This is a genomic window from Aeromonas sp. TECH754, from assembly GCF_056279295.1.
The window spans coordinates 4482103-4494290 of record NZ_JBWBRA010000001.1 but is presented as its reverse complement, the minus strand read 5'-3'; the positions used below and the strand labels follow the sequence as shown (position 1 = coordinate 4494290).

The window sequence follows — 12188 nt, the reverse complement described above, 5'->3', positions numbered from 1 at the left end:
GGCCTCCCGTTTTTCATTTTGCATCATCAGCTCGTCTTGCGCACTTCCGTGGCGATCTGGTCGAGCAGTTGCTGCCAGCCCTGCCCCAGTTCATCCACCAGGACACCGTAACCATCAGCAGGCAACACCCGCTCCTGCTGGAAAGGGACATCCCGCAGCACGACTCCTTCCTCCGTCAGCAGCCGCCAGCGGCCACTCAACAGGGCACGGCCATCCTCCCTGCTGTGGAAGCGCTCCACCGAGATGCTCAGCACGGGTCCTTTGCGGGCCCCATCCTGGCGCACTACCCAACCCGGCAGGCGGCTGGAGAGGCCGTTCAGGGTCAGCTGGCTCAACTGGGCGTCAAGGGATCCCGCCCAGCGATGGTATTCGGCAAAATGCAGCTCGTTGCCGGCTAGCTGATAGACCAGGCTGATCCTGTCCAACTGGCCGGACAGGGTAATGGGTCTCAGTACCAGCTGGTGCTGTGGCTGCACCACGGCGGTGCCCATCGGCTCGCTGCCGGTATCGAGCGAGTAGTAGTGCAAGCTGGTCGGGGTCGAGCTACAGCCCGCCAGCAGCCCCAGCAAGGCCAGGGTCATCATCCGTTTTTTCATCATTTTCCTCGCTTGGGCTCGAGATCCTGGGGGAATGGATGCGATCGAAGATCAACGAGCTTGGCCTCTTGATCAAGGGTTGGCAAAGTCAGGGACATCATCATTTTCCTCGCTTGGGCTCAGGATCCTGGGGACGGGAGCGATCGAAGATCAGCGAACTCGGCTGCTCATTCAGAGAATGGACCAGAGGCTGCAGCTCGCTCATCAGCTGGTTGAGGGACTGCACCGACTGTCGCAACTCCTGATTGGTCTGGGAGCTGGCATCATAGGTCTGCAGTGTCTCCTGCAACTGCTTGAGGCTCTGATTCAGGGACGCTGGCAGCTGCTGGGTTGAGTGCTGGCCGGTAAACTGCTCCAGATTGGCGCTCACGGCGCTCACGTGCTTGAGCGTCTTGTCCAGGGTCGCCAGGGTACTGTTGACCTGTGTCAGCGTGGTCGCCATGTCCATGTCGACGAACTTGTCGAGGATGAGGTTCACCTTGCGCTCAATCTGATCCAGCCCGGCCTGCACGGTCGGGAACACCTGATAACCCGCCAGTTTGGTCGGCTGATAGGCAGGGGCATCCGGATAGAAGTTCAGATCCACCACCTTGCCACCGGTCAGCAGACTGGAGGTCTTGAGCGCCGCGCGTAGACCCTCCTTGAACTGCTGGCCGAACAGGGCCCGCCACTGCTCTTTCTCGGCGTTGGCATAGCGGTGGGACAGCCGCTGCACCTCGATACGCGCCAGCACCGGGATCTGGCGGCTCTTGAAGATCTGCACGCCCTTGTCGTCGATGAGGTATGGGGCCGAGATGACGGTACCGACCCGGATGCCACGGTACTGCACCGCCGCGCCGGGGTGCAGCCCCCCCACGTTGTCCTCGAACAGGAAGACGTAGTCGATGAACTGGTTCAGGCTACCGGCCAGCACGCTCGCCTCATCCTGGAACAGCACAAACTCCTCCTGCTGCTTGACCGGCTCGCCGGGCGACCAGCCGGGCGGCAGGCCCATGGTGATGCCGCCATCGAGCAGACTCTCGAGGGAGTCCATCTTGACCTTCATCCCCTCGCTGCTCATGGAAACCTCAAAGCCCGGGGTCAGCCAGAAGCGGGAGTTGCTGCTCACCAGAGTGTCGTAGGGCGCATTGATGAAGAGCTGATACTGCATCTCGCTCTTCTCGGGCAGGAACTTGGCTTCCTCCACCTGACCTATGGTGAAGCCCTGATAGTTGATGGGCGACCCCACCCCCAGCGCACGCGCATCACGACTGCTGAGAGAGAGCCGCAGCCCCTTGGCATCCAGCGACGCCAGCGGCGGCCTGTCCAGCATGGCGTATGAGCCGCTGGCCCGCCCCTTCTTGCCGGGGGAGAGCTCGATATAGGCGCCGGAGAGCAGAGTGCCGAGGCCGGAGACCCCCTCCCGGCCGACTCTGGGTTTGACCACCCAGAACTGGCTGTCCTTCTTGAGCATGCCGGCGGCGGCATTGGTCAGCCGAGCCTTGAGCACCGCATGACTGTAGTCATCGCTGAGCTCCACCGCCTCGATGCGACCCACCTCCACTTCCCGGGAGCGGATCACCGTCTTGCCCGCCACTATGCCCTCGGCTGTCGCCACGGTCAGGGTGAAACTGGGGCCCTGTGAATACCAGTGCTGGAACAGCATCCAGACTCCGATGAACAGTGCCAGCAGGGGCACCATCCAGATAGCGGCGGCCGAGCTCAGAAAGTCCGAGCCGGGTTTCCACCTTTTCTTACGCTCACTCACGTTCGCGCTCTCCTTGTTGTAAATCCCAGATCAGGCGGGAATCGAAACTCATGGCGGCCACCATGGTGATCAGCACGACCCCGGCAAAAGCAACGGCCGCGGGGCCTGGGTAGATGGTCATCAGATTATCGAGCCGGATGAGGCCAGCCAGAATGGCCACCACAAAGACGTCGATCATCGACCAGCGTCCCACAAATTCGGTCATGCGGTAGAGCTTGAGCTTGCCGAGGGGTGAGCTGGCATGACCGCGCTGCACCATGAAACACAGCCACAGCAGCGCCAGGATCTTCACCATGGGCACCACCACGCTGGCAATGAAGATGACGGCGGCGATGGGATAGGAGCCCATGGCCCACAGCAGTATCACCCCGCCCAAGATGGTCGAGGGGCTGTCATCCCCCAGAAATACGGTGTCCATGATGGGATAGAGGTTGGCAGGGATATAGAGGATCACCGAGGTAATGAGCAGCGCCCAGGTACGGTTCAAGCCGCCCGGTTTGCGCGGATGCAGATGATCGCCACAGCGCGAACAGGTGTCGGCACCGGCCTCGCTCAGGGCGCCGCAGATATGGCAGCCCACCAGCCCGGATTGCAGGGCACTGGCCTCGGGATCCAGCGCTCTGGCCTCTGTCGGGCCGAACAGCCGTTGCCACAGCCACATTCTGTCCAGCGACGAGATCATCTTGATCAGCAGCAGGGTGTAGCCGACGAAGGCCCAGAACGACAGCCCCATCTTGATGTCGGCCATGCCCATCAGCTTGACCAGGGAGATGAGCACCCCGATCAGGAAGACATCCACCATCAGCCAGGGCTTGATCCGGCACAGCAAGCGGCCGAGGGAGCGCAGGGCGTTGCTGTGCATGTCTTTGTCGAGGCGCCACAGCACCAGCATGATGGAGCCGATGTAGACCAGCGGCAGGCCAATCAGGGTCAGGCTCAGCACGGCCCCGAGAAACAGGTAGCCCTGATCCACCAGGGTGGTGATGCACTGCAGGAAGCTCATCTCCTGCCCGAGCCCCTTGGCCGAGAACGACATGAAGGGGAAGACGTTGGAGAGCCCGAACATGATGAGGGCAGCAAAACCGTAGGCCAGCGGCCTGCGCTCCTGCTCAGGCAGATAACGGCTCAGGACGTGGCCGCAACGCGGGCAGCCGCTCGCCTCTCCCACCGCGAGCGTCGTCGCCGGCACCAGCAGATCGCACTCTTCACAGGCCGTCGCGTCATGGGTATAGGTGGTTGGGTGTTGGTGTGAAACCGAATGCAAGATAAGACCCCAGCAGGAGGCCGCGAACGACCAGAGTCGCCAATTATTGCAGCCACCGCCATTAACCACCAGCCCTGTTCATGTACAGAACCTTAAGCACTGCGAGATACATTGGCATGAGACGCCACCGGGCAAAGTTGGCCGTTGGGCCGATTCGGCCCGGCATCAGGGGATCCAAGGGCATATTTATCCGCCGTTTTGCTCAAGCCCCCAAACATCCAGCCCTGTTCGCAAGCGCTTTCGTGGCGGGGTAGAGAATGACTTTGACAAGCCAGTGACCATTTAGCACAATCAAACGCCACTTTTTTCCGCGGGACAATAATTTATGACAACTGAATCCCCAAGCTACTCCACCATCGAGCAGGCCTTCTCCCTTGGGAATGGGCAAGATTCTGCCCTCAACTGGTTGCGCAAGAATCGCAGTCAGGTCGCCATCTTCCTGGTGAGCGGCATCAAACTGGAAGGGACCATCAGCGGTTTCGACCAGTACAGCGTGCTGCTGACCGACGCCCATGGCAATCAGCAACTGGTCTACAAGGCCAAGATTTCCACCATCGCCATGCACTCGGGTCGTCCTGCCGTCAGCATCCAGCGGGCTCGCAAGCCACGCGTCTCCATGGCACCGCGTCCCCACGGCACCCCTGGCCGTTATGACGACAATCAGGGCGGTAGCAGCGAGCAGTAATGCCCGATCTTCGTCATCCTGCAGCCCGTTGCTGCGTCAGCCGATGACCGACGCCCATCCCCACTCTCATGTTTATTGCCTGTCCCGGATGAGAGTGGGGCTTTTCTCTGCCCCGACTCGATGACCCGCTAATCCAGCGAGCCAATCTCAGTAGCTCAATCCGACCGGTTTTCCTTCCTTGATCATGCACACCTGCATGCTGGCGGCCTCTCCGGCCTGGGCACCTATGCCCGTGTCCTCGAACACCAGACAATTGCCAGGCTCAACCCCCAGTCGGCTCGCGACCAGCAGGAAAGTATCCGGATTGGGTTTGTGCAGCTCCACATCGTCGGCGGTCACCACCACGGGGAAGTAACGATCCAGACCGGTGTTGCGCAGCACGGCTTCGGCATTGACCCGGGGGGAACCGGTCCCGATCCCCATGGGGATCTGGCCGTGGTAGCGCTTGACCAGCTCCAGCATGGCCGGGAAGGGGCTAGCCTTGTGCAGGTTGGCCACGTAGTGTTCGGTCTTGCAGCGCGTCACCAACAGGGGATCCAGTGCAATCTGCTGCACCTCGGCCACCAGCAGCGCTATCTTGCGGCTGGGCATGCCACCCAGTTCATAGAACCAGTCAGCATCGAACTTGAAACCAAACTCGCGGGCGGCATGCTCCCAGGCGGCCAGGTGCAGCGGCATGGAGTCCACCAGGGTGCCGTCGAGGTCGAAAACCAGGCCTTGAAATCCGGATAGGGTCATGGTGCGGGATCTGTCTGTCGAAAATGGGCCCCCATTCTAGCCAGACCCATGCCTCATCGCCATGCAGCAGATGACGAGAAACGCTTGCTCCCGCATTTATATCGGGCAGTCCCCTGCCGATGGCCGGAGCGCCCCTGATAAAACCGCCGGTAAAGGTGGCCGGCAATCCCCAGCACGGGCTCAGCGGTAGGCCAGGGTGCAGGCCCGCCCCTGCGACTTGGCGTGATAGAGCGCCTGATCCGCCTGATCCGTCAGGGTCTGCCAGCCCTTGTCCGAAGAGGGGATGAGATAACTGAAGCCGATGCTGACCGTGAGCACCTCCGCCACCCGGGAAGCCGGATGGGCGATGTGCAGCTCGCCCAGCGCTAGATGGATCTGCTCCGCCAGCCGCTCAGCCTCCCCCGGCTGCGGGGCGCACAGCAGGATCACAAACTCCTCGCCACCATAGCGGGCCACCAGATTGGTGCGACGTCGCTCCGCCTCCTGCAGCATGGCTGCCACCCGTTGCAGGCATTGATCCCCCTTGCCGTGGCCGAAGTGATCGTTATAGGACTTGAACTCGTCCACATCGATCATCAACACCGCCAATACCCCTTGATGACGGCGCGCCCGCTCCCATTCCCGCTGCATGGTGATGTCCCACTGGCGGCGGTTGGCGATGCGGGTCAGGGGATCTTCCAGCGATAGCAGGGAGAGCCGCCGATTGGCCTCCTCCAATGCCCGGTTGCTCTCGGCCAGCTGGCGGGTGCGCTCCTGCACCCTCTGCTCCAGCTCCCGGTTGAAACGCTCCAGCTTGGCTTGCGTGCGTTGACGGATCAGCAACTGGGAGAGTACGGCGGCATATTGTTTGAAGATCTCGCTCTGATACGTTTTGAGCGGGCGACGCCAGAGCAGGTTGTCGGCGGCAATCCAGCCGATGGGGGTGGCCCCGTCCCACAGCGACACCATGGCATTCCAGCCGCGGCCCACCTCCTGCTTCTCGTAATAGAGCGGGGCATCTTCCAGCACCAGCACATAATCCTTGCGTCGCAGCGCCTGCTGCACCGTGGAATGATCGGGAATGGGGCTGATGAAATGGCGCTCATCAACCAGCTCACCCGCCTCGTTGGTACCCCAGGTGCCGTGCATGGTCTTGAATTCGCTGTCGACGAGGAAGATGGCGATGCGATCAAACTGCAACTCCTGGCGAGCCAGCGCCACCGCGTCGTGCAGCAGCTCGTCCTCGCTGTCACAGCGAGAGAGCTGGACCCCGACCCGGTGCAGCGCCTGCAACAGGCCGAGAAAGGAGTCCTGCAAGGCCTGGCTGCGGACGAGATCGGCCTGGGTATGGAGCCGTTTATCCCGCTCCATGTCGACCTGGCTGGCGAGCCGTCGGCTCTCCAGCTCGGCGGCGAGATAGTGCATCAGCAGCTGGATGCTCTGCTGCTGGCGCCTCGGCAGGCGATCGAGCCGGCGCCGGGTCTCCAGATAGACCACGGCCTCCAGCCCCTGGTGACGCTTGAGCGGGAAACAGGCGCGCAGACGCGGCGACTCGGGTTCGACGCTCTCCCAGAGCGCATTGGCCGCCGCCAGCGGCTCCACCAACAATTGGCCAAGATCGAGGGAACGTTCGATGAAGATATGGGGCAAGGCGAGGGTATCGAGGGCATCCGCATGCAGGCAGAGCAATCCCAGCTCGGGCCTATAGCTGTAAAGCTGGGGCGTCGGCGCACGCAGCCACAGGTAGATCTGCTCGGCCTCGGTCTTTTCCCTGACCGCCGCCAGCGTCACTTCACAGAGTTGCTCAAAGCTGGTGAAGTGCTCCGGAGCCCATTCTTGCATGCCAAATCATCCTTGAATTGTATCCAAGCGAGTATATCGGCAAAGCCAGGCCATTCATTGACCTGGCACTCAAAAGCGCGATCCAGAGCCCAGTTTTTACAACAGATTCAATGCCTGCATGGCGCTGCGGATCCGCTCGCGGGTCGCGTCCGACAGCGGCATCACCGGCAGACGACACTCCTCGCTGCACAGACCCAGCAGGGAGACCGCATACTTGGCACCCGCCGGGCTCGGCTCGACGAACATGGCCTGGTGCAGCGGGATCAGTTTGTCCTGCAGCTCGCGGGCTGCCTGCCACTCACCGGCCAGGGTCAGGCTCTGCACCTCGGCCACCAGCTTGGGGGCCACGTTGGCGGTCACCGAGATGCAGCCCTGACCACCGCCGATGTTGTAAGCCACGGCGGTGGCGTCTTCGCCCGAGAGCCAGGCGAATGGCTTCTTGATGAGCTGACGCTCGGTCCAGGGACGGGCCAGATCGCCGGTGGCATCCTTCACCCCGACGATGCGTGGCAGCTCGGCCAACCTAGCCAGGGTCGCCGGCTGCACGTCGACGATGGCGCGCGGCGGAATATTGTAGACGATGATCGGCTTGGTGGTGGCGTCATGCAGCGCCTTGAAGTGGTGGAACAACCCTTCCTGACTGGGGCGATTGTAGTAACCGGCCACGTGCAGGGTTGCATCCGCGCCCGCCTGCTCGGCATGACGGGTGTATTCAATGGCCTCGACCGGATTGTTGGAACCCGCCCCGGCGATGACGGGCACACGACCCGCCACCTGCTTGACCACCAGCTCCACCACCCGGCAGTGCTCGTCATGAGTCAGGGTCGGGCTCTCTCCCGTGGTACCGACCGGCACTATGCCGTGGGTGCCCTGTGCTATGTGCCACTCCACCAGACGAGCCAGTGCGGCCTCATCCAGCTGGCCCTGACGAAACGGGGTGATCAGGGCAACTATCGAACCTTGAAACATGGGATTTCCTTCTCCTGAATAGGGTTAACGGCCAATAAAAAGCCCCGGCACGAGGGTCGCTACCGGGGCTGGAATCGTCTCAGGGATGAGAGGTTACGCGCGCACGTCAGCAGGCCCATGGGTCAGGCTTTGTTTATGCTTTCGTTTCGATACGCGCAGCCGCATTGCATCATCTCTGGGTAAATTGGGTGTCTTGGCATATTTCGGGAACACGGCATAAATGTCAAGGCGAAAGCGGCCATGTATAATGGCCGCCCAAAATTGTGTGGAGAGACCCAATGAGCCGTCCTGCCGGAGCCATCAGCCAGAAAAACAGTGCCGTCAGCCAGATGCTGGAACGCAACCAAGCCCTCTTTGTCGGCAAGCGGCTCCTGGTCTGTGGTGCCCTGGAGGATGACTATCCTCGCCAGCTGGCCGAGCTGACCGACTCCCTGACGGTGTTCACCACCGATTATTGCTACTACCTCAGCCAGCAGAAGGCGCTGGGTGACAACATCCTGTTCGATCACCAGCTCGGCGGCGCGCCCCGCTTCGATGCCCTGCTGCTGCTGATGCCCAAGGCCAAGGCCGAGGCGCAATACCTGCTCGCCATGATGACCCCCCTGCTGGACGCCGGTGCCGATCTGCTGCTGGCGGGCGAGAACCGGGGCGGCATCAACGGCGCCGACAAGCTGCTGGCGCCCTATGGCGGGCAGCCCATCAAGCGGGACTCTGCACGCCGCTGCTCCCTCTATCACGGTGAGCTCAGCAAGCCGGTCGCCCCGTTCGAGCTGGATGCCTGGTTCAGCCGCTATGAGTGCCAGGCCGGAGACACGGATCTAACCGTGATGGCGCTGCCCGGAGTCTTCAGCGCCGATGGCCTGGATCTCGGCACTCAACTGCTGCTGGCCAGCCTGCCACCCATGACGGGCAACCTGCTCGATTTTGGCTGCGGCGCCGGGGTCATCGGCTCGGTACTGGCCAAACGCAACCCGACCCTGGCCGTCAACATGGTGGACATCAGCGCACTGGCGCTGGAATCCAGCCGCCGCACCCTGGCCATCAACGGTCTGCAGGGGCGAGTCTATGCCTCCGATGTCTATTCCAACGTTGCTGAAAAATTCCAGCATATTGTCTCGAACCCTCCCTTCCATGCCGGGCTCAAGACCTTCTACACCGCCACCGAAACCTTCCTGGCCAGGGCCCCCGAGTTCCTGACCGCCAACGGCGCCCTGACCATCGTCGCCAACGCCTTCCTGCGATACCAACCTATACTGGATACTCACTTCAAACAGACCGAAATCATCGGCAGTGACTGCAAATTCAAGGTGTATCTGAGCAAAGTATAAATAAATGTAACGGCTGTAATAAAACGAGTAGAGAGTGCCATACGGGATCTGTTAAGGTACCAGAAAAACGTTTACCACCCCTTAAGGGGTGTTTTTTTGCAGCAAGCTGAAAACCTTTTCACGCAGGGAGAGAAATACGATGGCAGGCATATTGACCATGATTCTGGCAGGGGGCGAAGGCACTCGTCTCCAGCCACTGACCACCACCCGCAGCAAGCCTTCGGTACCCTTTGGCGGCAGTTACCGCCTGATCGACTTCGTCCTCAACAACTTCGTCAACGCCGACTTTCTGCGCATCTACGTGCTCACCCAGTTCAAGTCCCAGTCCCTCTATCTGCACATGAAGAAGGGCTGGAACATCGTCGGCATCACCGATCGCTTCATCGATCCCATCCCCGCCCAGATGCGAATGGGCAAGCGCTGGTATGACGGTACCGCCGACGCCATCTACCAGAACCTGCGCTTCATCGAGACCTCGGATCCCGAGCACGTCTGCATCTTCGGCTCCGATCACATCTACAAGATGGATGTGAGCCAGATGGTAGCTTTCCACAAGCAGAAGGCCGCCGCCATGACGGTCGCCGCCTTGCGCATGCCCATCGAGGAGGCGAGCGCCTTCGGGGTGATCGAAGTGGATCAGGAAGGACGGATGATCGGCTTTGAGGAAAAACCCAAGCATCCCAAGCATATCCCGGGAGATCCCAGCCAGGCGCTGGTCTCCATGGGCAACTACATCTTCGAGACCGAGGCACTCTATCGCGAGCTGAAGCGGGATGCCGCCGAGGAAAATTCCAGCCACGATTTTGGCAAAGACATCATCCCCAGCCTCTACCCGCGTACCCCTGTTTATGTCTATGACTACAGCGGCAACCGGATCCCGGGGGAGAAGCCCAATGTCTACTGGCGCGACGTGGGGACGCTCGACTCTTACTGGCAGGCGCACATGGATCTGGTCGCCGACGATGCCCCTTTCTCCCTCTACAACCGCAAGTGGCCGTTGCACACCCACTACCCGCCGCTGCCACCCGCCACCTTCATCGACACCGATGATTGCAAGGTCAAGATCGCCAACTCGCTGATCTCGGGCGGTTGTTTCATTCAGGGGAGCCAGATCCAGCGCTCGATTCTGGGGTTCAGCTGCAACATAGGCCCCTGCAGCCACATCAGTGAATCCGTGCTGCTGGGGGACGTAAAAATAGGGGAAGGCTGCTCAATTCGACGCGCCATCATCGATAAAAACGTTGAAATTGCACCCGGCACCGTGATCGGTGAGAATCTGGACCATGACCGAGAGAGGTTTACCGTATCTGAAGGCGGTATCGTCGTGGTACCTAAGGGAGCAAGAGTTGGCTATTAACCCACTGAAAATCCTGTTTGTGGCCTCTGAGGTTGAGGGGCTGGTGAAGACCGGGGGCCTGGCGGATGTGGCCAGGGCCCTACCACTGAACCTCGCCAGAGAGGGTCACGACGTTCGCATCATCCTGCCCTTCTACAAGACCCTCAAACGACGGGATGAGGCCAAGCTCATCGCCTCGCGCTGGCTGCCGACCCCGCCAGACAAGGCTGACATCAGCTATCGCATCCATCAGTTGGAGCTGGACGGGATCTGTGTCTACCTGCTGGATTGCCCTCAGTACTTCGAACGCCCCCAGCTCTACGCCGAGAACAATCAGGCCTATCCCGACAACGGTGAGCGGTTTGCCTTCCTGGCGGCGGCAGCCCTGCACGCCTGCGAGCAGCTTGACTTCGCCCCCGATATCGCGCACTGCAACGACTGGCACACCGGCCTGCTGCCCCTGCTGCTCAAGACCCGCCATGCCCGCAACCCGTTTTTCCAGCGCACTCGCTCGGTGATCAGCATCCATAATGCGGCCTTCCAGGGCGTGTTCGATCGCGCCCAGTTCTGGGCCGTGCCCGAGATCGCAGACTACGAGCAGCGCATCAACTACGACTACGGCCACATCAACCTGCTCAAGTGCGGGGTGCTGTATGCCGACAAGATCAATGCGGTCAGCCCCAACTATGCCAGCGAGTTGCTGACCCACCTGGGGGCACACGGCATGGCCAGCGTGTTCCAGCAGCGGGCAAGCGACCTGCGCGGCATTCTCAACGGCTGCGACTATCAGGACTGGGATCCCGCCTTCGACCCCCTCCTGCCCGCCACCTATGACGGTGACGACCTCACCGGCAAGCAGATCTGCAAGCAAGTGTTACAACAGGAAACAGGTCTTCCCACTGATAATTTGCCAATTTATGGCATGGTGTGCCGCCTGACCGAGCAAAAGGGGGTGCACCTGCTGATCCCGGCGCTGGACAAGTTCCTGCAGCATCAGGTGCAGGTGGTGATAGTGGGCTCCGGCGATCCCTCTCTCGCCAGCCAGCTGCAGGCCATCGCCCAACAGCACCCGGACAAGTTCGCCTTTATCAATGCCTATGACGACCGGCTGGCGCATCTGGTGGAAGCCGGCGCCGATTTCTTCCTGATGCCTTCCCTGTTCGAGCCCTGTGGTCTCAACCAGATGTACAGCCTGGCCTATGGCACCCTGCCGCTGGTGCGCGCCGTCGGTGGCCTCAAAGACACTGTGGTGGATTGGGATGCCGATCCTGCGCTGGCCACCGGCTTCTGTTTCAACGATCCCACCGCCAGCACCCTGCTCGATGCCATGCGCCGCAGCCTGCTCCACTACCTGCAAGAGCCCGCGCGTTTCGCCCAGGTGCAGCACAACGCCATGCAGACCCGTTTCAACTGGGCCGACTCCGTCATTCAGTACGAGAAGATGTACCGCGATGCGCTGGCCTCAGTTTGACGCCGATTGCTGAAGTTTTGCGCCCTTAATACGGCTTTATCCGTCAACAGCGAAAAAAGTCCCCTTTGGCTGTTGACGCCCCTCCAAAACTCTATAAAATCCCCGACCGCAGTGATGCGAAGGTGGCGGAATTGGTAGACGCGCTAGCTTCAGGTGTTAGTGTCCCACGGATGTGAGGGTTCGAGTCCCTCTCTTCGCACCATACTGCAACATGCTCCATCGATGGCATGTAA

Annotated in this window: 10 protein-coding genes and 1 tRNA gene; 5 read left to right on the top strand and 6 right to left on the bottom strand. The window is 61.0% G+C overall.

Features of this window, described 5'->3' with window-relative positions:
* Positions 1-26: 26 nt before the first annotated feature.
* The 3 genes from ACZ9IL_RS20630 to ACZ9IL_RS20620 form a co-directional block, all read right to left on the bottom strand.
* Positions 27-596: a PqiC family protein gene (locus tag ACZ9IL_RS20630; protein WP_476005116.1), complete on the bottom strand. Its 570-nt coding sequence runs from the start codon at positions 594-596 to the stop codon at positions 27-29.
* Positions 597-696: 100 nt separating this feature from the next.
* The gene (gene pqiB / locus ACZ9IL_RS20625) at positions 697-2343 is read right to left on the bottom strand and encodes an intermembrane transport protein PqiB (protein WP_476005115.1); all 1647 of its coding nucleotides are present in this window, start codon (positions 2341-2343) and stop codon (positions 697-699) included.
* Complete coding sequence (locus ACZ9IL_RS20620) at positions 2336-3607, bottom strand: PqiA/YebS family transporter subunit (RefSeq protein ID WP_476005114.1); 1272 nt, start codon at positions 3605-3607, stop codon at positions 2336-2338. Before ACZ9IL_RS20620 ends, pqiB begins: the two co-directional genes overlap by 8 nt.
* A gap of 325 nt (positions 3608-3932) precedes the next feature.
* Between ACZ9IL_RS20620 and hfq the strand changes: the two genes are divergently transcribed.
* Positions 3933-4292: an RNA chaperone Hfq gene (hfq, locus tag ACZ9IL_RS20615; protein WP_476005113.1), complete on the top strand. Its 360-nt coding sequence runs from the start codon at positions 3933-3935 to the stop codon at positions 4290-4292.
* 147 nt (positions 4293-4439) lie between these two features.
* Here the strand turns inward: hfq and ACZ9IL_RS20610 are convergent, their stop codons facing one another.
* The 3 genes from ACZ9IL_RS20610 to dapA all read right to left on the bottom strand — a co-directional run bounded on the left by ACZ9IL_RS20610 (position 4440) and on the right by dapA (position 7820).
* The gene (locus tag ACZ9IL_RS20610; RefSeq protein ID WP_476005112.1) at positions 4440-5030 is read right to left on the bottom strand and encodes an HAD family hydrolase; all 591 of its coding nucleotides are present in this window, start codon (positions 5028-5030) and stop codon (positions 4440-4442) included.
* Between the two features lie 180 nt (positions 5031-5210).
* Complete coding sequence (locus ACZ9IL_RS20605) at positions 5211-6851, bottom strand: GGDEF domain-containing protein (protein WP_476005111.1); 1641 nt, start codon at positions 6849-6851, stop codon at positions 5211-5213.
* Between the two features lie 96 nt (positions 6852-6947).
* Positions 6948-7820 (bottom strand): 4-hydroxy-tetrahydrodipicolinate synthase, encoded by an 873-nt coding sequence (gene dapA / locus ACZ9IL_RS20600; RefSeq protein ID WP_476005110.1) that lies wholly within the window; start codon positions 7818-7820, stop codon positions 6948-6950.
* Positions 7821-8119: 299 nt separating this feature from the next.
* Between dapA and rsmC the strand changes: the two genes are divergently transcribed.
* The 4 genes from rsmC to ACZ9IL_RS20580 all read left to right on the top strand — a co-directional run bounded on the left by rsmC (position 8120) and on the right by ACZ9IL_RS20580 (position 12157).
* Positions 8120-9148 (top strand): 16S rRNA (guanine(1207)-N(2))-methyltransferase RsmC, encoded by a 1029-nt coding sequence (rsmC, locus tag ACZ9IL_RS20595; protein ID WP_476005387.1) that lies wholly within the window; start codon positions 8120-8122, stop codon positions 9146-9148.
* 106 nt (positions 9149-9254) lie between these two features.
* Positions 9255-10505, top strand: coding sequence for a glucose-1-phosphate adenylyltransferase (glgC, locus tag ACZ9IL_RS20590; RefSeq protein WP_476005386.1), 1251 nt, complete (start codon positions 9255-9257; stop codon positions 10503-10505).
* Positions 10495-11955 carry a glycogen synthase GlgA gene (glgA, locus tag ACZ9IL_RS20585; RefSeq protein ID WP_476005109.1) on the top strand — a complete coding sequence of 487 codons (1461 nt, stop codon included), beginning with the start codon at positions 10495-10497 and terminating at the stop codon, positions 11953-11955. Before glgC ends, glgA begins: the two co-directional genes overlap by 11 nt.
* Positions 11956-12071: 116 nt before the next feature.
* A tRNA-Leu gene (locus tag ACZ9IL_RS20580) sits at positions 12072-12157 on the top strand.
* Positions 12158-12188 lie beyond the last annotated feature (31 nt).